This window comes from Rhizobacter sp. P2_D12 (assembly GCF_056404395.1).
Window position 1 is genome coordinate 39983 of the sequence record NZ_JBFUEB010000013.1, and the last position, 18466, is coordinate 58448.

Annotated in this window: 21 protein-coding genes and 1 pseudogene; 8 read left to right on the top strand and 14 right to left on the bottom strand. The window is 70.0% G+C overall.

Features of this window, described 5'->3' with window-relative positions:
- Window position 1: 1 nt before the first annotated feature.
- Window positions 2-733 (bottom strand): NUDIX hydrolase, encoded by a 732-nt coding sequence (locus tag AC1DYN_RS06365; RefSeq protein ID WP_477958276.1) that lies wholly within the window; start codon window positions 731-733, stop codon window positions 2-4.
- A 74-nt stretch (window positions 734-807) separates the two neighbouring features.
- Between AC1DYN_RS06365 and AC1DYN_RS06370 the strand changes: the two genes are divergently transcribed.
- The 3 genes from AC1DYN_RS06370 to AC1DYN_RS06380 are packed head-to-tail and all read left to right on the top strand — an operon-like array spanning window position 808 to window position 2215.
- On the top strand, window positions 808-1356 hold the full coding sequence (locus tag AC1DYN_RS06370; RefSeq protein ID WP_477958277.1) for a DUF4291 family protein: 549 nt from the start codon (window positions 808-810) through the stop codon (window positions 1354-1356).
- On the top strand, window positions 1353-1919 hold the full coding sequence (gene ybiA / locus AC1DYN_RS06375; RefSeq protein ID WP_477958278.1) for a riboflavin biosynthesis intermediates N-glycosidase: 567 nt from the start codon (window positions 1353-1355) through the stop codon (window positions 1917-1919). The genes AC1DYN_RS06370 and ybiA overlap by 4 nt, the downstream gene beginning before the upstream one ends.
- On the top strand, window positions 1916-2215 hold the full coding sequence (locus tag AC1DYN_RS06380) for a hypothetical protein (RefSeq protein ID WP_477958279.1): 300 nt from the start codon (window positions 1916-1918) through the stop codon (window positions 2213-2215). Before ybiA ends, AC1DYN_RS06380 begins: the two co-directional genes overlap by 4 nt.
- Here AC1DYN_RS06380 and AC1DYN_RS06385 read toward each other — a convergent pair.
- The gene (locus AC1DYN_RS06385; protein WP_477958280.1) at window positions 2206-3003 is read right to left on the bottom strand and encodes an aldolase; all 798 of its coding nucleotides are present in this window, start codon (window positions 3001-3003) and stop codon (window positions 2206-2208) included. The genes AC1DYN_RS06380 and AC1DYN_RS06385 overlap by 10 nt on opposite strands.
- A 1-nt stretch (window position 3004) precedes the next feature.
- Window positions 3005-3724: a haloacid dehalogenase type II gene (locus AC1DYN_RS06390; RefSeq protein ID WP_477958281.1), complete on the bottom strand. Its 720-nt coding sequence runs from the start codon at window positions 3722-3724 to the stop codon at window positions 3005-3007.
- 78 nt (window positions 3725-3802) lie between these two features.
- Between AC1DYN_RS06390 and AC1DYN_RS06395 the strand changes: the two are divergent.
- Window positions 3803-4646 (top strand): annotated as a pseudogene (locus AC1DYN_RS06395) (LysR substrate-binding domain-containing protein).
- A 3-nt stretch (window positions 4647-4649) separates the two neighbouring features.
- Here AC1DYN_RS06395 and AC1DYN_RS06400 read toward each other — a convergent pair.
- From AC1DYN_RS06400 to AC1DYN_RS06435, 8 genes are all read right to left on the bottom strand, one after another.
- Entirely contained in the window at window positions 4650-6191 is a 1542-nt protein-coding gene (locus AC1DYN_RS06400) for an Lcl domain-containing protein (RefSeq protein ID WP_477958282.1), read from the bottom strand.
- A 144-nt stretch (window positions 6192-6335) separates the two neighbouring features.
- The gene (locus AC1DYN_RS06405) at window positions 6336-6818 is read right to left on the bottom strand and encodes a P-loop nucleotide/nucleoside kinase family protein (protein WP_477958283.1); all 483 of its coding nucleotides are present in this window, start codon (window positions 6816-6818) and stop codon (window positions 6336-6338) included.
- Between the two features lie 76 nt (window positions 6819-6894).
- The gene (locus AC1DYN_RS06410) at window positions 6895-7497 is read right to left on the bottom strand and encodes a dihydrofolate reductase family protein (RefSeq protein WP_477958284.1); all 603 of its coding nucleotides are present in this window, start codon (window positions 7495-7497) and stop codon (window positions 6895-6897) included.
- A 101-nt stretch (window positions 7498-7598) separates the two neighbouring features.
- A complete protein-coding gene (locus tag AC1DYN_RS06415; RefSeq protein ID WP_477958285.1) occupies window positions 7599-8612 on the bottom strand; it encodes an RNA polymerase subunit sigma-70 in 1014 nt (337 codons plus the stop codon).
- A 9-nt stretch (window positions 8613-8621) separates the two neighbouring features.
- Window positions 8622-9332 (bottom strand): YebC/PmpR family DNA-binding transcriptional regulator, encoded by a 711-nt coding sequence (locus tag AC1DYN_RS06420; RefSeq protein WP_477958286.1) that lies wholly within the window; start codon window positions 9330-9332, stop codon window positions 8622-8624.
- Window positions 9333-9386: 54 nt separating this feature from the next.
- Window positions 9387-9899, bottom strand: a complete 513-nt coding sequence (locus AC1DYN_RS06425; protein WP_477958287.1) for a chemotaxis protein CheW — start codon at window positions 9897-9899, stop codon at window positions 9387-9389.
- A 13-nt stretch (window positions 9900-9912) separates the two neighbouring features.
- Window positions 9913-11727, bottom strand: a complete 1815-nt coding sequence (locus AC1DYN_RS06430) for a methyl-accepting chemotaxis protein (protein ID WP_477958288.1) — start codon at window positions 11725-11727, stop codon at window positions 9913-9915.
- Window positions 11728-11851: 124 nt separating this feature from the next.
- Window positions 11852-12730 (bottom strand): GNAT family N-acetyltransferase, encoded by an 879-nt coding sequence (locus tag AC1DYN_RS06435; RefSeq protein ID WP_477958289.1) that lies wholly within the window; start codon window positions 12728-12730, stop codon window positions 11852-11854.
- A 208-nt stretch (window positions 12731-12938) separates the two neighbouring features.
- Between AC1DYN_RS06435 and AC1DYN_RS06440 the strand changes: the two genes are divergently transcribed.
- Complete coding sequence (locus tag AC1DYN_RS06440) at window positions 12939-13112, top strand: hypothetical protein (protein WP_477958290.1); 174 nt, start codon at window positions 12939-12941, stop codon at window positions 13110-13112.
- 3 nt (window positions 13113-13115) lie between these two features.
- On the opposite strand, the gene AC1DYN_RS06445 is transcribed toward AC1DYN_RS06440, so the two are convergent.
- The gene (locus AC1DYN_RS06445) at window positions 13116-13388 is read right to left on the bottom strand and encodes a DUF3297 family protein (RefSeq protein ID WP_477958326.1); all 273 of its coding nucleotides are present in this window, start codon (window positions 13386-13388) and stop codon (window positions 13116-13118) included.
- An 85-nt stretch (window positions 13389-13473) separates the two neighbouring features.
- Here AC1DYN_RS06445 and AC1DYN_RS06450 point away from each other — a divergent pair, with 85 nt between their 5' ends.
- Window positions 13474-14370, top strand: a complete 897-nt coding sequence (locus AC1DYN_RS06450) for an ion transporter (protein ID WP_477958291.1) — start codon at window positions 13474-13476, stop codon at window positions 14368-14370.
- Between the two features lie 82 nt (window positions 14371-14452).
- On the opposite strand, the gene AC1DYN_RS06455 is transcribed toward AC1DYN_RS06450, so the two are convergent.
- Window positions 14453-15301, bottom strand: a complete 849-nt coding sequence (locus tag AC1DYN_RS06455) for a lipase family protein (RefSeq protein WP_477958292.1) — start codon at window positions 15299-15301, stop codon at window positions 14453-14455.
- Window positions 15302-15483: 182 nt separating this feature from the next.
- On the opposite strand from AC1DYN_RS06455, the gene AC1DYN_RS06460 reads away from it, so the two are divergent.
- Complete coding sequence (locus AC1DYN_RS06460) at window positions 15484-16392, top strand: dienelactone hydrolase family protein (protein WP_477958293.1); 909 nt, start codon at window positions 15484-15486, stop codon at window positions 16390-16392.
- Window positions 16393-16459: 67 nt separating this feature from the next.
- Window positions 16460-17314: an archaetidylserine decarboxylase gene (asd, locus tag AC1DYN_RS06465; protein ID WP_477958294.1), complete on the top strand. Its 855-nt coding sequence runs from the start codon at window positions 16460-16462 to the stop codon at window positions 17312-17314.
- Between the two features lie 31 nt (window positions 17315-17345).
- On the opposite strand, the gene AC1DYN_RS06470 is transcribed toward asd, so the two are convergent.
- Window positions 17346-18464, bottom strand: coding sequence for a succinylglutamate desuccinylase/aspartoacylase family protein (locus AC1DYN_RS06470; protein WP_477958295.1), 1119 nt, complete (start codon window positions 18462-18464; stop codon window positions 17346-17348).
- Window positions 18465-18466: the final 2 nt, after the last annotated feature.

Below are 18466 nucleotides of genomic sequence, written 5' to 3' on the forward strand. Positions count from 1 at the left end.
TTCAGCCGCGAGGGCTGAAGGTGCGCGGGAACACCACCGGCGCACCGCGTTCTCGCAGGCGATACCCCATGGCCGCGCGCTGCATGTCGCCGGCCACGCTGCCTGTCTCGTCCAGGAAGCCGGCCGACAGCATGCGGGTGCGGAAGCCGCTCTTGTCGACCGCGCGGCCCAGCACGATCTCGTAGGTCTTCTGCAGTTGCGGCAGCGTGAACGGCTCGGCGAGCAGGAAGGCCGGCAGTGACGTGTATTCCACCTTGCTGCGCAGCCGCTCGACGGCGGTGCGCAGGATCCCGGTGTGGTCGAAAGCCAGCGCGTCGCGGCTGCCCAGCACCTCGTCCACCGCGAACCAGCCGACCTCGGCCGCATTGGCGCCCTTGGCAAGCCGCAGCCCTTCGCCCGGGATCAGCGCGAAGTAGACGTGGGTGGCCGACCAGCCGCGCGGGTCGCGCTTCGCCCCCCCCCAGCTGCCGAGTTGCTCCAGGTACGGGCTGATGACGGCGGTCTTGTCGAGCAGCTTGCGCCGCGCACAGGCCTCGAGGTCCTTGTCGCGATCGACGTCGACGAAGCCGCCGGGCAGCGCCCACGCGCCGGGGAAAGGTTCCTCGCTGTCGTGCGGCCGCTGCACCAGCAACACGCGCAGGGCATCGCCCAACACCGTGAAGATGACGACGTCGACCGTGGTGAAAGGCAGACGGAACGAAGGCGGCTTCGGCTTGGCTATCGATGGGGACATTGCGTTTCGCGCTTCTGAGTTGTATTGTGCAACCTTGAATGGTTGTACTGTACAACCAAACTCAGAACAACAACATGCTCAAGAACGACAACAAATCACAGCGGGACGCGGTCGTCGCGTTTCGCTCCACCGAACCGAAGGCTCCGATCCCGGTCGCCCCATGCCTTGTGCAGCAGCAAGGCTGGCCGGCCGAGGGCGAGCACATCCTGATGTATCGCTGCGGGTGGGGGACGAAGCCCGGCCAGGAGATGGTGCTGGCCCTGCGGCTGCGGCGCGAGTTCTTCGACAGCGTGTTGCGGCAGGCCGTGCCGTCGTCGTTCGCGGCTTCGTCCTTCGCGTCGCGGCAAGCATGGGCCGACGCGGTCGCGGCGTCGGACGTGCGCCTGCAGTGGGACCCGGACCACGCGCCCAGCGGCGCACGGCTGCCGCGCCGCGCGCTGCAACTGGGCTTGCGCGGCCGGACGCTCAGGGCGATGACGGAAGAGGGCCTGCTGGAGGTGATCGACATGACCGCATTCGTCGGCGCGATGCGCCCCTTCGCGACCGACGACTCGACACAGCTGATGTGTCCGGCCGAAACGGTCTACCCCTTCAATCCCTGCGTCACGGAGAAGCGGCCATGAGCGTCTTCGCGGACGTGAGAGACCGATCCACCTTGGCCAAGCGAATGGCCCAGAAGGCCAGGCCCAAGTTTCTGTTCTTCTGGGGCCATCAACCGTCGGCGGATGCAAGCGTGACGAAAAGCTGCTTCAGCCAGTGGTACGCAGCGAGCTTCTCGGTGGACGGGATGCTCTACAGAACGGCAGAGCATTTCATGATGGCCGAGAAGGCGCGCCTCTTCGGCGATCAGGCCATCCATGAGCGGGTGTTGTCGGCCAGCACGCCAGCGCAGGCGAAACGGCTGGGGCGCATGGTCGAGGGATTCAAGGACGAAACCTGGTTGCGGGAGCGATTCGAGATCGTCGTGCGCGCCAACTGCGAGAAGTTTTCGCAGAACAAGGCGCTGGGCCAGTTCCTGCTCGACACCGGCGACCGGGTCCTGGTCGAGGCCAGCCCCGTCGATGCCATCTGGGGCATCGGCCTGGCCGCGGACCATCCCGATGCCGATCGCCCCCATCGGTGGCCCGGATTGAACCTGCTGGGCTTCGCGCTGATGGAAGTGCGGCAGACTCTCGCGAAGACATGAAATACCTGACCTTCGACCTCAGCGACAGCACCGACGGCATCACGACACTGGAGGCCTCGGCCTCCACCAACGCCGCGCAGCATGCCGCGGTGCTGGCCGAGGCGCAGCAGGTGCTCGACTGGGCCTGGCGCCGCTTCCCCCACTCGCATGGGCCGGTGGATGAAGGCCTGGACTGGGACCACGACCTGCAGGTGAGCATCGAGGATGGCGACTGGCATGCCGTCACGCTGACGCTGACCGCCTCGCAGCACTTCGTCGACGCGTTCTTCGCGGCCTTCGGCGAGCCTCAGGACTGAACGGTCGCAACGACGTCCCGGCGCCACCTGCGCAGCAGGCTGTCCATGTGCGCCCGCGCGCTTTGCGCATCGCCGGCACGCATCTGCGCGTGGCTGCGCTGCGCCACCTCCGGTGCGATCGGCTTGATCGGCCGGCCGGTGCCCATGGCCTTCAGCTGCACCTCGGCCGCGCGCTCCAGGTAGTAGAGGTCGTCCCAGGCCTCGGCGATGCTCGGGCCCGTCACCATCACGCCGTGGTTCTTCAGGAACAGCACGTCGGCCTGTCCCAGCGCCGCGGCGATGCGGTCGCCCTCGTCCACGTCGAGTGCCAGGCCGTTGTAGTCCTCGTCGACCGCGGTGCGGCCGTAGAACTTCAAGGCCGTCTGGCCGGCCCACAGCAGCGGCGGGCCTTCCAGCATGCCCAGCGCGGTGGCGTTCGGCATGTGGGTGTGGAAGGCGGCACGCAGCGACGGCCGTGCCCGGTGCAGCCGTGCATGGATGAAGAAGGCCGTCGCCTCCGGTTGGCCTTCGCCCGCGACCACGTGACCGTCGAAATCGCAGACCAGCAGCCGCGCAGCCGTGATCTCGCTGAACGCGAAGCCGTAGGGGTTGACCAGGAACAGGTCGTCGCGCCCCGGCAGCATCGCAGAGAAGTGGTTGCAGATCCCCTCCTCGAAGCCCTGCTGCGCAGCGGCACGGAAGCAGGCCGCCAGTTCGATCCGCGCCTGCATCACCGCATCGCTGTCCAGCGAAAGACCGCCCCGCTCGGGCCGCACCGCCGACACCAGCGGTTCCAGGGTATGCGCCATCTCAGCCTCCTTGCTGCAACCAGCCCAGTGTCGCGAAAAGCGCCACCACCTGCTGCAGGTCGGGCACCGTCGCATCGGGCACGTAGCCGGGCAGCAGGCGGCGCCCGGTGCCCCGGTCGACCCACACGCAGCGAAAGCCGACGTCGCGCGCCGCCGCGTGGTCGAGGTGCGGGCTGGCGCAGATGTGGACCACCTCGTCCGGCCGCACGCCCAGCTGCGCGTGGGCATGGTCGAACAGCCGGCGATCCGGCTTGTAGGCGCCGGCCTGCTGGGCGGTGATCACGCGGTCGATCAAGCCGCCGAGCTGCGCCACGTTGCCGGCAATGATGTCGTCGTCGGTGTTGGAGACGATGGCCAGCCGGTGGCCCGCAGCCTTCAGCGCACGCAGCGCCTCGACCACCTCGGGGAACGGCGGCATCGCGCCGATGCGGCCCGTCAGCAGCTCGACATCGCCCGGCGCCGAGGGCAGGCCCAGTTCGATCAGCGCGAGCCGCAGGCCTTCGCCGGCCACCGTGCGGAAGCTGCGGTGCGGCGGCGTCTGCTCCAGCGCGTGTTCATGGCGGTCGTACACCTCGATCAGGCGCTCGGGCGTCGTGCCGGCCGCGCCCTTGGCGGCCAGCAGTTGGCGCACCGCCGCCTGCAGCCCCTCATCCCATTGGATCAAGGTGCCGTAGCAATCGAAGGTCAGCCAGCGCGGGCGGGGGGTGTGTTGCGGCGTCATGGGCGAAGCATGCTCAAACCCTGGATCATTTGAAAATTAAATCTTCAGATCGAAGATAGTTGCCAACAGAATATGCCAATGCTCGATCTCGAACTCCTCAAAACCCTGGTTTGCGTCGTCGAGGAAGGCAGCTTCACGCGCGGTGCCGAGCGGGTGCACCGCACGCAGTCGACGGTGAGCCAGCAGATCCTCAAGCTCGAAGAGCGCGTCGGCCGCCCGCTGCTGCAGCGCGACCGCAGCGGCAAGCAGGCCCAGCCGACCGCGCACGGCGAGTTGCTGACCCACTACGCGCGTCGCCTGCTGGCGATGGCGCAAGAGGCCGAAGAGGCGATGGCCGGCACGGCCGCACAACCCGCGCTGCGCCTGGGCGTTCCGGAGGATTTCGACGCAGGGCGCATGGCGGCGATGCTGGCCGGCTTCAATCGCCAGCGGCCCGATCTGCGGCTCGAGACCGTCAGCGGCATGAGCAGCGAGCTGCAGCGCCGGCTGGCCGGCGGCGAGATCGACATCGCGCTGCTGAAGCGCGAGCCCGGCAGCGGCGATTGCATTGCGGCCTGGCCCGAGACGCTGGTGTGGGCCGCCGGTGCGGGCTTCGAGCCCGAAGACGGGCCGCTGCCGCTGGTGCTGTTTCCGCCCGGCTGCATCTACCGGCTGCGGGCGGTGCGCCTGCTCGACAGCCGGCCGGCCCTGGCGCCAGGCCTTCGGCAGCCACAGCCTGACGGGCATCCAGGCGGCGGTGTCGGCCGGGTTGGGCATCAGCGTGCTGCCCACCACGGCCTTGCTGCCGGATCACCGCGTGCTCGATGCTGCCGCCGGCCTGCCGGCGCTGCCGCACAGCGAGCTGGCGCTGACCGCCCACGCGGTCTCGATGACCGGCCCGCTGCGGCAGTTGGCCGACCACCTGGTGGCCGAGCTCGGCTAGGGCCTAACGCACCGCCAGCGCGTACCTCAGCTCGGTCTTCGGCAGGTTGTAGACGCCGAAGTCGCAGCTGTAGATCGTCCAGGCTTCGCCGGTGTCGCCCGCCGTCGTCGTCGAACTCCAGTAGTAGTCCGAGACCACGAAGTTCTCGAAGACCGCCGGGCCGGTGACGGCGTTGCTGGCCTGGTACTGGCCGTTCAGGTACGCGGCCTGCGCGAAGGTCGGCGCGCGGTCCGACAGGCTCAACATCTCGTTGCGGTTGGGCAGGCGCCACTGGCCGGCGCTGGAGCCATCGCTCAATCCGCATTGGCCGCTCGCCAGGCCGTTGACCGCGGCCAGCGCGCCCACCCATCCCTGCTGGATGCAATCGGCCTTCTTCAGCCAGGTCAGGCCCGTCACGGTGTCGGCCAGCGTGCCGTCGCCGTTGTCGATGAAGCGCGGCGAGGTCAGCGCGGCACCGATCTGCAGGCTGGCGTCGTCGCCAACACCGAAGGATCCGCCGCCGATGCCGGCATACACGCCGGTGGCCAGCAGTTGCACGGCACCGGCCGGGCCCGAGCGCACCGCCCACAGGGCATTCGCCGACGTCGCCTTGACGTTGCTGAAACCGCCATCGGCCGCGTTGGCACCGTTGATCCAGCGTCCGTCGGTGAAGCGGATCGCCATCGCGTTGGTCGACAGCGCCATGTAGGTGGTCGAGGTCCAGTACGCGTGGCTGGTGTCGATGCCGGTGAAGGGGCTGCCAGCGGACACCGCCGGGTTGACTTGCGAGACGTCCACCAGGCTTTCCAGTTCGTTCGCGTTCGGCATGCGCCATTGCCCGGCGGTGGAGCCGTCGTTCAGGCCGCAGGCACCGCTGGCCAGTTGCGCGGCGGACGCCAATGCCGACGGCCAGTCCGTCGCGGCAAAGCAGCCGGCGTTCTTCAGCCAGGTCAATCCGGTGAGCTGGTCGCRCACGCTGCCGTCGGCGTTGTCGATGAACCGGGTGCCGGGCCACGCCACGCCTTGGCCGGCAGCGACGTCGTCGCCGGCGGCAAAGCTCGTCAGCTGCCCGGTTCGCGGCAGGCTGGCCATGCGGTCGCCGGCGCGCGAGGCGATGAAGTCGGCACTGGCCACGTCGTGCGTGGGCAAGGTCGTGAAGCGGATCACGGTGCGGTACAGGCCGTTGAAGTCCATCTTCGTGACCGCGCCCGCCGGGTCGCTGATGGCGGGATAGAACGCGAACCCGGCCTTCTCGGCGTAGACCGCGTAGTCGGCATTGACGCCGGCGCTCAAGCCCGCGACCGCGTAGCGGCCGTTCGCATCGGTGGTGACGGTCCGGATCGTGTGGTCGTTGTGGTGGAACACGGTGACCACGATGCCCTGGACCGGGGTGCCGTTCTTGTCGGCGAYGATGCCGCTCACGGTGCTCGTGGCGGGGGCATTGCCCAGCGAGTTGCCGCCGGTCGGGGGGGTGTTGCTGCCACCTCCCCCACCCCCTCCACTGCCGCCGCATGCGGCGAGCGCGACGAGTGCCGCGACGATCAAAGACTGCTTGATCCGATCCATGTGCCGCGGCCCTTTGCTGATGGCGCCCGAGTCCGGGAACGGACCGGGGCAACGGGCTTATCGGCCTGTCAGCGGCGCGGCTTGATCGAACGACTGCACGCCCGGCGGCAAAGCGTGACGGGTATCACTTCCGGACCCGCGCGCTCATGGCGATCGAGGGACGACCTCGAGGATCTCGCTGAACCCTTCGTCGAGCGACGGCGGCTCCAGGCTCTGGTAGACATGCATCAGCGTCTCGTCCCGGATGCGAGCCAGGCCGCTGCGGGTTGCGTTGCGGTCCTGGGCCACCGCGAGCGGCGTGTTCACCCACACTGCCACCGCTCGGCAACCCACTTCAGACGCGATGGCCAGCGCACGCTGGCGGTGGCGGCGCGAGGGCAAGGGTCCATCGAAAAAGACAGCCCGATCACCCAGGCGCGGCGCATTGCCGGCGACCCAGGTGCTCTTGCCGCCGCCCTGCAAGCCGAACACGACATAGAGCGTTGCCGATTCACCCAGCGCATGCAGCGCCGCGCCCAGCCGCGCGTAAGCCTGCTCCCACGCCGCCATGCCCTCTTCCCGGGAGATGGATTGCTCTCGGTCCAGGTCGAGGAAGTGATCGGGGTTGATGTGATTCGGCAGCGGCATGGTTCACTTCAGCGGCAACATGGATTCGCGGGCAGGCACGCAGCGTCGCACAGGGGCGGCATTTGACCCCATCTGCTCACGCCTGGCCAGCAGCGCGCACGGCGCAGGCGTACTGCAGCAGCACGTTGTGCGAGTCCTCCCAGCGCCGCTCGCCGACCAGCCGCAATGACGCCGGTGCGCTCTGCGGACTGAACGCCGGCACCCCACCTCCGAGCACCACGTTGCCCACCATCAGGTGCAGCTCGTCGACCAGGCCCAACGCCAGCAGCCCGTTCCACATCGTCCGGCTGCCGAAGACCAGGATGTCCGGGCCGTCGACGGCTTTCAGCCGGGCGATGGCCTCGCGCACGGCGGCGCGGCGCAGCACGCGCGCATCCCCCCACGGCGATCCCGGCTCGAGGGCCAGCGAGTCGCTGACCACCAGCTTGTCGATCGCGCGGTTCAGCCGCGCGGTCTCCTGCACCACCGGCTCGGCGGCCGGGTTGTCTTCCATCCCCGGCCAGAAGCCGCGGAACATCTCGAAGGTCGTGCGGCCCAGCAGCAAGGTGCCGGCCGAACGCAGCCGCTGCGCGTTGTACGCGTTGAACGCGCCATCCATCGGCAGCGCCATCGGGTTGCCGCCCGGCCCCGCACAAAAGCCGTCCAGGGAAATGATGTTGCTGACGATCAGCTTGGCCATGGTCCACCTCGTGTTGTCGAACCGGGCACCGAGACATTCGAGGCCCGTCCGGCATGTAGAGACGGGGTGGACCGCGAACTCATCGGTCCGCGGCATTTTTTTTACGCAGGCAGTTCCGGCACGAGCCCGAAGAGGTCGAACACGGCCCGGTCCAGGAACGCGGAGATCGCCGCGATCCGCCCGTCGCGCACGCTCAGCAGGTTGACCGCGCCCAGGCGGTAGCGGTCATCGCCCGGTGCCTGCATGTAGCACGCGAACCCGGCCTGCCCGTTGGCCCGGATCGGCCGCAGCCGCCACGGCGCCTGGAACACCCGCTCGGCAAAGAACCGGGCCACGTTGTCGCGCCCGTCGAACCACGCCGGCAACGGCGGCATCGTGAAGCGGGCATCCTCGGCCAGCAGGCTGACCAACGCGCCGATGTCGCGGCTTTCCCAGGCCGCCACGAAGGCGTGCAACAGCTCCTGCATGCCCTCGTGGGCCGGCGCAGCCGGCTCACCGGCGGCCGGCGCCCGTTCGCGCATCGTCTTCTGCGCGCGCTGCAGGGCGCTGTTGACCGACGCCACCGTCGTGTCGACGATCTCGGCCACCTCGGCGGCCGAGAACTCCAGCACCTCGCGCAGGATCAGCACCGCACGCTGCGTGCCGGGCAGGTGCTGCAGCGCCGCGATGAACGCCAGCGCCACCGTCTCGCGCCGCTGCAGCCCGGCCGCCGGGTCGCCGCCGCCGGCGTCGTGCGCCACGTCCTCGTCCGGCCACGGCTCCAGCCACACCGGCTCGAGCACCGGCTGGCCCAGCTCGGCCGTCTGCTCGAAGGCCGGCCCGTGATCGGGCGACAGCATGCGCTTCGGCCGTTGCGCGATGAAGCGCAGGCAGGCATGGGTGGTCACCTGGTACAGCCAGGTGCGCAGCGAGCTGCGGCCTTCGAACGCGGCCAGCCCGCGCCAGGCGGCCAGCAGCGACTCCTGCAAGGCGTCGTCGGCATCGTGCGGCGACCCCAGCATCCGGTAGCAGTGGGCGCGCAACTCGCGCCGGTGCCGCGCGGCCAGCCGGTCGAAGGCGGCAGGATCCCCGGCGCGGGCACGCGCCAGCAGGTCAGCCTCGTCCGGGTGGCGCATCGGGCCGGCTCAGCCCTGCAGCCCCGCGTAGACGTTCTGCACGTCGTCGCCCGCATCGAGCGCAGCCAGGAAGGCTTCCACCTCCTCCAGCTGCTCGCTGCCGAGGCTGGCCGGATCGATGGGATTCTTCGCCTTGTAGCCGAGCTTTGCCGACAGCACGTTGAAGCCCTGCGCCTGCAGCGCACGGCTCACCAGGTCGAGATCGGCCGGGTCGGTGAGGAACAGCGTGGCGCCTTCGTCGGCCGCTTCGAAATCCTGCGCACCCGCCTCGATCGCCGCCAGTTCGGGATCGGCTCCGGCCACCGCCGGCTCGGCCTCGATCATGCCGAGGTGATCGAAGTCCCAGGACACCGAACCCGACGTGCCCAGCTGCCCCTTGCGGAACAGCACGCGCATCTCGGACGCGGCGCGGTTCACGTTGTCGGTCAGGCATTCCACCATCACCGGCACGCGGTGCGGCGCGAAGCCCTCGTAGATGGCGTGCTCGAAGTGCACCGCCTCGCCGGTGAGGCCGGCCCCCTTCTTGATGGCACGGTCCAGCGTGTCCTTGGGCATCGACACCTTGCGCGCCTGTTCCACCACCAGCCGCAGCCGCGAGTTCGCGGCCGGGTCGGCACCGCCACGGGCGGCGATCATGATGTCCTTGGCCAGCTTGCCGAACAAGCGTCCCTTGGCGTTGGCGGCCAGGTCCTTGTGCTTTGCCTTCCACTGCGCGCCCATGGCCGCTTCCCTTCGTCGTCGAGTCCCGGGCCGACGGGCCCGGGGTCGCCGATTCTAGGCGGCGGCTTCTGCGGCGGGGACCAGCTCTTCCAGCGCCAGCACGTTCTCGACGTGCAGCAGGATCACGAACCTGCCCTTGACCTTGCCCATGCCCTGGATGAAGTCGCCGCGGATGCGCGCGCCGAAGGCCGGGGCCGGCTCGATCTCGGCCGGGTCGATGTCCAGCACCTCGTTGACCGCGTCCACCTTGACGCCGATCACCTGGCGCTCGCCGCCGGCCGAGGCCTCGACGATCACGATGCAGCTGCGCTTGGTGATCTCGCTGGTGGGCCGGCCGAAGCGGGCCTGCAGGTCGACCACCGGCACCACCGCGCCGCGCAGGTTGATCACGCCGCGCACGCAGGCCGGCATCATCGGCACCTCGGTGAGGTTGTGGTATTCGATGATCTCCTTGATGGCGAGGATGCCGATCGCATACACCTCGCCGCCCAGCATGAAGGTCAGGTACTGCGCCGGCTCGGCGCTCACCACGGGGACGGCCGCGCGGGCCGGAACCAATGCATTCATCGCCAGGCCTCCTTCAGAAGCGCGCGAACTGCGATTCGTCGGGCAGGTCGGCACCGGCAAACGCCATGCCGCCGGCCAGCTGGAAGCCGTTCATGCCGCCGCGCCGCGGCGCGGCCGCCCCCTTCCTCGCCGCCGCCGGCTTGGCGGGCGCCGGGCTGCGCGCGACCGCAACGGCTGCGGCAGCGGTGCCCGAGAGCTTGAAGAACGACATGGTCTGCTGCAGCTGCTCGGCCTGGCTGCTCATCTCCTCGGCCGTGGCCGCAAGCTCTTCGGAGCTGGATGCGTTCTGCTGCGTGGTCTGGCTCAGCTGCGTCACCGCGGCATTGATCTGCCCGACGCCCGACGACTGCTCTTCCGACGCCGCCGTGATCTCCTGCACCAAGTCCGAGGTCTTCTTGATGTTGGGCACGATCTGGTCCAGCAGCTTGCCGGCGCGCTCGGCCAGCTCGACGCTGCTGCTCGCCACCGTGCCGATCTCCTGCGCCGCCACCTGGCTGCGCTCGGCCAGCTTGCGCACCTCGGCCGCCACCACCGCGAAGCCCTTGCCGTGCTCGCCGGCACGCGCCGCTTCAATGGCGGCATTCAGCGCCAGCAGGTTGGTCTGGTACGCGATGTCGTCGATGATCCCGATCTTCTGCGCGATCTGCTTCATCGCCGCCACCGTCGCCTTCACCGCCTCGCCGCCTTCGGCCGCTTCGCTCGACGCCTTGGTCGCGATGCCGTCGGTCACCTTCGCGTTCTCGGTGTTCTGCGAGATCGACGCCGTCATCTGCTCGATCGACGCGCTGGTCTCCTCGACACCGGCCGCCTGCTCGCTCGACGCCTGCGACAGCGACTGCGCCGTCGCGCTGACTTCCTCGGACGCACCGGCCAGCGCCTCGGCACCGCTGTTCACCTCGGTCACCACCTCGGACAGCCTGGCCACGGTGTCGTTGACGTAGGTCTTCATCTCGCCGAACGAGCCCTGGTAGGGCTTGACGATGGTCTGCGTCAGGTCGCCCTGCGCGATCGCGCCCATCACGCGCACCACGTCGCCGATGCTGTCGCCGGCCGAGCCGACCATCTGGCGCACGGTGAACAGCAGGCTGTCGGTGTCGCCGGGGCGCACCGCCACGTCGACGGTGAAGTCGCCCACCGCCACCTGCTTCATCACGTCGGCCGCGTACGACGGCTCGCCGCCCAGCACCTTCAGCAGGTTGCGCGTGATCAGCAGGCCGATGCAGGCGGCCGCGATCACCGCGACGACGGACAGGCCGATCACCAGCGAACGCGTGGCGGCGAACACCTCGCCGCCGTGCGCGTTGGCGGCATCCATCTGGCCGTCCTGGAACTTCGCGAAGTCTTCCAGCGCGGCCATGTAGGCCTCGTTCGACGGTGCGAACTCGGCCTTCAGGAACTCGACCGCCTTCGGCTTGTCGGTGCGGTTCATCTCGCGCAGGCGCTCGTACTTCGGGGCCAGCGCGGCCTGCTTGTCGGTGATCGCCTTGTACAGCTCGCGGCCCTTGTCGGTGCGCAGCATGCCTTCGAGCTTCTTCATGCGATCGCCGTTCTGCGCCCGCAGTTCCTCGATGCGGGCCCAGGTCTTGTCGGCCTCGGCATCGGAGGCGGACAGCAGCAGGTTGCGCACGAAGCGGCCGTTGTTCAGCGCACCCTTGACGATGTCGTCGCTGAGCGCGGACATCGGATAGACCTGCTCCATGATGACCACCGAGCTCTCGTGCACGGTGCCCAGGCGCAGCACGCTGATGATGGAGATCGTCAGCAGCAACAGCACGACGACGCCGAAACCCAGGGCGAGACGGGTCGCCACTTTCAGATTGCCAAACATTGGAATGCTCCCTTGAGAAGTCAGCAGCTTCTTCGGCCGCCTGCGTGCTGACTTGAAGGGCAATGAAGGACATTCGCAACGATTTGCGTCTCGTCGCGTGTCTGACAGAAAGCGGAGCCGGTCCTCAGGCGAGCGGCAACTCGCGCTCCCAGACGGCGCCGCGCGGCTGCGATTCGCCGAAGCCGAGCCGCTGGTGCAAGCGCATCGATGCGGCGTTGCTGCTCGCGACCAGTGCCGTCATGCGCGGCACGTGCTGCAGCGCGAGGCTGGACAGTGCATGGCGATAGAGGCCGTCAGCCAGCCCGCGCCCGCGCCATGCCGCATCGACGCCGATCGCCTCGACCTGGCCCTCGGCCTGCACGATCAGGAAGGCCACGTAGCGGCCCTGCGCATCCTGCAGCAGGCGGCTCGAGACCCAGTCGGCACCGCGCCATTCGGCGGCGAGGATGTCGGTGCCGACGCACGGCGCGTTGGGCACCTCGCGAAAGCAGTCGGCATACAGCTGCGCGGCACGTTCCCAGTCGATGCGGTCCGGTGGCACGGCGTGCAGGCCGTGCGGCGGGAAAGCGGCCGGCGGCGCATCCTGCGCGCCGGGCTCGCGCGAGAACGTGACCCACTCGAACAGGCGCACGAAGCCGGCATCGGCCAGCGCCTTCGCCTTGCCCGCCTCGCCCTCCCACTTGCTGACGCGCAGGTGCGTGGCGCGCAGCTCGCGCCCGACGCCATCGAGCAGGTCGATCAGGCGGCGGGCCACGCCGGCATCCTGCGCGACGAGCGGCGAGCCGTACAGGCGCCCGTCTTCCTCGATGCCGAGGGCGACCCAGCCGACGCAGCCGACCGGGCGATCGCCCTGCCAGGCGACCGCGGCCTGCGACCCGCCGCCGCGGGCGCCGTCGGTCAGCGCCGCGCGCAGGTCCATCGCGGACCGTCCGCCGGACAGCTCGTCGCTCAGCGCCTGCAGCGCGGGGATGGCCGCCGGGTCCAGCGGCGAGATGCGTGTCACCGGCTCGGGACTCCCGGCCTGCGGCAGGCGTGCGAGGGACTGCGGTGGATCGATGTCATGGCGTGTCTCCGTCGATCGATCGCATCATGGCACGGTAGGAGCCTGCCTACGCCAGTCCCCGCCCTCCTCCGATCGGCCGCCCGCGCGAACCTGCCTAGAGTCCGTCTGTGGCTCGGCAACCGCCCGGCCGACCGAAAGGAGCATCGCCATGTCATTCGCGCTGTACATCGTCGGGCTCGTGCTGCTCGTCGGGGGAATCGCCTGGGGACTGGTCACGGCCGGGCTGGCACCCGTCTACGTCGGGATCACCTGCCTGATCGTGCTGGGCATCGGCATCATGATGGCCGTGTCGCGCACGCGGACGAAGGACCCGTCGGTGTGACGGCTACCGGAAGTAGGCCTCGACCTGGCCCTTCAGCTTGATCAGCAGCGGGTGGCCCTTGCGGTCGACCGACTTGCCGGCGGGCACCTTGACCCAGCCTTCGCTGATGCAGTATTCCTCGACGTCGAAGCGCTCCTTGCCGTTCAGCCGGATGCCGATCTCGCGTTCGAAGATCGCGGCCACGTGATGCGGGCTGCGCGGGTCGATCGACAGCCGGTCGGGCATCGCGGCGGGGGCGGCGGGGGCGGGGTCTGCGGCAGGCGTGGGCTCGGTCATCTCGCTCATGGGAACTCGCTCTTCGGTGGGAAACAATCAGCCGCCATTAGACCAGCAGGCGCGTGCCGCTAGACTGCGGCGGCACATGATCCCGCCCGCCATCGACTCCGACCCCGCGACGCGCCCGCCCGACCCGGCCGAGCAGTTCGGCCGCCCGCTCGGCGGCTGGCGCCTGCGGCTGTTCACGATCATCTTCGAGGCCGACACGCGTGCCGGGCGCCTGTTCGACCTGGCGCTCGTCTGGCTGATCCTGGCCAGCGTGACGGTCGTGATGCTCGACAGCTTCGAGTCGCTGCATGCGCTGTGGGGTGCCGAGTTCGGCGTGCTCGAGTGGGTGTTCACCGCGCTCTTCAGCCTCGAGTACCTGGCCCGCCTGGCCTGCGTGCGCAAGCCGGCGCGCTATGCCACCAGCGCGTTCGGCGTGATCGACCTGCTGGCGGTGCTGCCCACCTGGGCGGCGCTGTTCCTGCCGGGGCTGCACGCGCTGATCGACGTGCGCCTGCTGCGGCTGCTGCGGCTGTTCCGCATCCTGAAGCTTGCCGCCTACATCGACGAGTACCGCGCGCTCGGCCAGGCGCTGATGGCCAGCCGCCGCAAGATCCTCGTCTTCCTGAGCTTCGTGCTGCTGGTCGTGGTGGTGATGGGCACCGTGATGTACGTCGTCGAGGGGCCGGCCAACGGCTTCACCAACATCCCGGTGTCGGTCTACTGGGCGATCTCGACGATGACGACGGTGGGCTTCGGCGACATCACGCCGAAGACCGGGCTCGGCCGCTTCATCGCGTCGTTCATGATGCTGGTCGGCTGGGGCACGCTGGCGGTGCCCACCGGCATCGTCAGCGCCGAGTTCACCGCGCTGCGCTTTCGCGGGCCGCGCGTGCCGACCACCCGCACCTGCCAGGCCTGCCTGTCCGAAGGGCATGAGGCGACGGCGCGGTTCTGCAAGGATTGCGGGGCCGAGCTGCCCCCGCCGGCGCAGTGACGGCCAGGGCCTGTTGACACTACGGGAAGGCTCGCGTGAGATCACCCTTCGGGCCGGTGCCTTCCCGTAGTGTCAACAGGCCCTAGCCGAAGAACACCCGCGCATAGTTGATCGGCGCATGGTCCGCCAGGTCGCGCAGCAGCACCGTGCCGGCGCGCCCGGCATGCTCGCCGAAATAGGCGGTGCGGGCCCGCATGCGGTCCTCGTCGACCCGGGCCGCGTCGGGCCGCTCGACCAGCTCGCCGTCGCGCGTGATGTAGCTGGCGGGCGCCACGTGGGTGTAGGTCTGCAGGCTGGGCGGCAGGTCGGTGACCAGGTCGCAGCAGTTGACCAGCCGGATGTTCACCGCGCTGCGCAGCCCGGAGGCGAATGCCGCGTCGCCGACGCGCGGCGAGCCCAGCGTCACCAGGTGGGCGTCGGCCCACACCGACGCCGCCAGCGTCGCCAGCGCCGCGCCCAGGCTGTGGCCGGTCAGCAGCAGCGCGTTGCGCGGCTTCGCGTCGCCATCCAGCCAGTGGCCGAGGCGCGGCAGCAACGTGCGCGCGGCCGTCGCGAAACCCTGGTGCACGCGGCCGGTGGCCTCGGGCCAGGGCGTCGTCAACGCGTTCAGGTCGTTCGCCAGGTCGGCCACCTCATCGGGCTGGGTGCCGCGGAAGCCCACCAGCACCAGCCCGTCGCGCGGACGCAGTGCACCGAAGGCCTGCGAGCCGCTGGCCGCGTCGGCGAAATGCCGCGGCGCCTCGAAGCCGACCCGCGCCAGCGCCTCGGCCAGCCGCGCGGCCTCGGCCTTCGGGCCCTCGGCGCGCACATAGGCCAGGCGCGAGGCCTCGGTCGCCAGCTGCAGCAGCGTCGGATCCATGCCGGCGCTGAACAAGGTGGGAGCCCGCTCGGGCGAGTACAGGGCGGTGCGGCTGGGGTCGTAGGCGATCACGGAAGGCTCGGGCGGCAGGGATCGCGCATTCTGCGGGGATCCATCGCGGATGCGCTCAGCCGCCCGCGATGCCACCGCAAAACCTGAGTTCTGTACCGGGGCAAGCCCCAGGGCGCGTGACAGCGGCGCCGTTTGCGGCTCAACTGCGCGCCTCAGTTCCATCAACCGACCGCGAGGATCCCATGGCCCACGACAAGCCCCGCCAGACCGCGAACGACTTCGACCCCGAGGTGCTGCGCCTGTTCGACAAGTACGTGCATGGCCAGATCGACCGCCGCGGCTTCCTCGACGGCGCGCGCAAGTACGCGGTGGGCGGCCTCACCGCGGTCGGCCTGCTCGAGGCCCTGAGCCCGAAGTTCGCCGCCGCCGAGCAGGTGCCCAGGACCGACCCGCGCCTCATCGCGGAGACRGTCGAGATCGCCTCGCCGCTCGGCTACGGCAAGGTGCGCGGGTACCTGGTCAAGCCGGCGCGTGCCGCCGGCAAGCTGCCGCTGGTGCTGGTGGTGCACGAGAACCGCGGCCTGAACCCTCACATCGAGGACATCGCGCGCCGCCTCGCGCTCGACGACTTCATCGCGTTCGCGCCCGACGCGCTGTTCCCGCTCGGCGGCTACCCCGGCGACGAGGACAAGGCGCGCGAGCTGTTCGGCAAGCTCGACCAGGCCAAGACGACCGAAGACTTCATCGCCGCGGCCAACTACCTGCGCGCCCACCCCGGCGGCAACGGCAAGCTGGGCGCCGTCGGCTTCTGCTACGGCGGCGGCGTGGTCAACATGCTGGCCACGCGCGTGCCCGAGCTGGCCGCCGCGGTGCCCTTCTACGGCAATGCGCCGGCGCTCGACAAGGTGCCGGCCATCAAGGCGCCGCTGCTGCTGTTCTTCGCCGACAGCGACGAGCGCATCAACGGCGCCTGGCCGGCCTACGAGGCGGCGCTGAAGGCGGCCAAGGTCAGGTTCGACGCCTACAAGTACCCCGGCACGCAGCACGGCTTCAACAACGACACCACGCCGCGCTACGACGAGGCGGCGGCGAAGCAGGCCTGGACGCGCACCGTCGCGTTCTTCAACAGCAACCTGCGCACTGCGGGATGATCCGCGGGGGGTGCGGGCGGCGGCGTGGCTACACTGCGCAGCTTCGTCCCGCCTTGCAGCCCACACCGTGTCGGATCGTCTCGCCGTCCTGCCCCAGTACCTCCTCCCCAAGCAAGCGCTGACGGCGCTGGCCGGCCGCGTCGCGTCCGCCCGCGCGGGCACGACCACCACGCGGCTGATCCGCTGGTTCGTGCGGCGCTACGGCGTCGACATGGACGAGGCCGCCAACCCCGACATCGCCAGCTACCCGAGCTTCAACGAGTTCTTCACGCGCGCGCTGAAGCCGGGTGCGCGCCCGCTGGCGCAGGCCGACCTGGTCTGCCCGGTGGATGGCGCGATCAGCCAGTTCGGCCGCATCGAGCAGGACCAGATCTTCCAGGCCAAGGGCCACCGCTACAGCACGACGGCGATGGTGGGCGGCGACGCGGCCTTGGCGAAACGGTTCGAGCACGGGCATTTCGCGACGCTGTACCTGAGCCCGCGCGACTACCACCGCATCCACATGCCCTGCGACGGCCGGCTGCTGCGCATGATCCACGTGCCCGGGGCGCTGTTCTCGGTCAACCCGGTGACGGCGCGCGGCGTGCCGGGGCTGTTCGCGCGCAACGAGCGCGTGGTGTGCGTGTTCGACGGGCCGCACGGGCCCTTCGTGCTGGTGCTGGTGGGGGCCACCATCGTCGGCAGCATGGCAACGGTGTGGCACGGCGTGGTCAACCCGCCGCGGCCGGGGCAGTTGCGCGAGTGGCGCTACGACGACGCGCCGGTGGTGCTGAAACAGGGCGACGAGATGGGGCGCTTCCTGCTCGGCTCGACGGTGGTGATGCTGTTCCCGGCCGGGCCGCTGCAGTTCAACCCGGCGTGGCAACCGGCGCGGGCGATCCGGCTCGGCGAGGCGATGGCGACCCGCGGCGCCCTGGACTGAGGCACGCGTTCCCGGATGCCAATCCGGGATTTCAATCACTGGACAGCTTGCCCGTTCGGATCGGCACGCTGCCCGCCACCTTGAACAGCGCCCGCCCCGCCACCGCATAGCGCACCCGGTCGCGCGCGAAGAACAGCCCGTCGGTGCGGGTGTGCAGCGCGTGCACCTCGCCGCTGATCGGGTCGATCACGTCGGCGATCAGGTCGCCCGCCTTCACCTTCTCGCCCGGCTCGCGGTGGTACGCCACCACGCCCGCCGCCGGCGCCGACACCACCTCGGTGCCGTTCAGCGGCGTGGCCGGCTGCAGCAGCGGCGGCAGCGCCGGCACCGGCGCATCGACCAGCCCGCGCAGCGCCAGGAAATCGAGCAGCGCCGCCGCATCGGCTGCCGCCTGCGGGTGCGTCACGCTGGTCTCGCCGCGCAGCTCGACGGTGACCGACAGGCAGCCCAGCGGGATCGGGTGCCGGCCGCGGAAATGGTCGGCCAGCTGCCACCAGGTCTGCGAACAGGCCTCGTCGAACGGGTTGTCGCCCGACTCCAGCGCCAGCAGCGAGGCCTGCGCGCCCAGCAGGCGCGCCAGCGGCTCGACCTCGGGCCACAGCGGCGTGCCGGTGTACAGGTGGGCCACCGCCTCGCTGTCGCAATGCAGGTCGAGCACCACGTCGGCATCGCAGGCCAGCGCCAGCAGCGTCTTGCGCTGGCTCATCAGCTCGTGGTCCTCGGGCAGCGCCTGCGCGATGCCGTGCAGCGCTTCGCGCACCAGCCGCGCATTGGCCTGCGCGTCGTCGCCCAGCCGCGGCTCGACGCGCGCGCGCACCGGCTCGAACAGGGCCGGGTAGTGGCGGTTGAAGTTCTCGCCGCTGGCCAGCTCGAAGCGGCCGATCGGCATGCGCAGCAGCGCCTGCCCGAGGCCCATCGGGTTGGCCACCGGCACGACGACGATCTCGGCCCGCAGCCGCCCTTCGTTCTCGAGCTGCGCCAGCCGCAGCCGCAGGTGGTGCGCGACCAGCATGCCGGGCAGCTCGTCGGCATGCAGCGAGGCCTGCACGTAGACCTTGTGGCCGCTGTCGGCCGGCCCGTAGTGGAAGCTGATGATCTCGCGCCGGGTCAGCAGCGACGAGCCGTGCAGGGGATGGTGTCGGGTTTGCATGG

Bases quoted from the DNA above. Each gene is read 5' to 3' on its own strand.
- AC1DYN_RS06365 (WP_477958276.1), bottom strand. From the start codon at position 733: ATGTCCCCATCGATAGCCAAGCCGAAGCCGCCTTCGTTCCGTCTGCCT.
- AC1DYN_RS06370 (WP_477958277.1), top strand. From the start codon at position 808: ATGCTCAAGAACGACAACAAATCACAGCGGGACGCGGTCGTCGCGTTT.
- ybiA (WP_477958278.1), top strand. From the start codon at position 1,353: ATGAGCGTCTTCGCGGACGTGAGAGACCGATCCACCTTGGCCAAGCGA.
- AC1DYN_RS06380 (WP_477958279.1), top strand. From the start codon at position 1,916: ATGAAATACCTGACCTTCGACCTCAGCGACAGCACCGACGGCATCACG.
- AC1DYN_RS06385 (WP_477958280.1), bottom strand. From the start codon at position 3,003: ATGGCGCATACCCTGGAACCGCTGGTGTCGGCGGTGCGGCCCGAGCGG.
- AC1DYN_RS06390 (WP_477958281.1), bottom strand. From the start codon at position 3,724: ATGACGCCGCAACACACCCCCCGCCCGCGCTGGCTGACCTTCGATTGC.
- AC1DYN_RS06405 (WP_477958283.1), bottom strand. From the start codon at position 6,818: ATGCCGCTGCCGAATCACATCAACCCCGATCACTTCCTCGACCTGGAC.
- AC1DYN_RS06410 (WP_477958284.1), bottom strand. From the start codon at position 7,497: ATGGCCAAGCTGATCGTCAGCAACATCATTTCCCTGGACGGCTTTTGT.
- AC1DYN_RS06415 (WP_477958285.1), bottom strand. From the start codon at position 8,612: ATGCGCCACCCGGACGAGGCTGACCTGCTGGCGCGTGCCCGCGCCGGG.
- AC1DYN_RS06420 (WP_477958286.1), bottom strand. From the start codon at position 9,332: ATGGGCGCGCAGTGGAAGGCAAAGCACAAGGACCTGGCCGCCAACGCC.
- AC1DYN_RS06425 (WP_477958287.1), bottom strand. From the start codon at position 9,899: ATGAATGCATTGGTTCCGGCCCGCGCGGCCGTCCCCGTGGTGAGCGCC.
- AC1DYN_RS06430 (WP_477958288.1), bottom strand. From the start codon at position 11,727: ATGTTTGGCAATCTGAAAGTGGCGACCCGTCTCGCCCTGGGTTTCGGC.
- AC1DYN_RS06440 (WP_477958290.1), top strand. From the start codon at position 12,939: ATGTCATTCGCGCTGTACATCGTCGGGCTCGTGCTGCTCGTCGGGGGA.
- AC1DYN_RS06445 (WP_477958326.1), bottom strand. From the start codon at position 13,388: ATGACCGAGCCCACGCCTGCCGCAGACCCCGCCCCCGCCGCCCCCGCC.
- AC1DYN_RS06450 (WP_477958291.1), top strand. From the start codon at position 13,474: ATGATCCCGCCCGCCATCGACTCCGACCCCGCGACGCGCCCGCCCGAC.
- AC1DYN_RS06470 (WP_477958295.1), bottom strand. From the start codon at position 18,464: ATGCAAACCCGACACCATCCCCTGCACGGCTCGTCGCTGCTGACCCGG.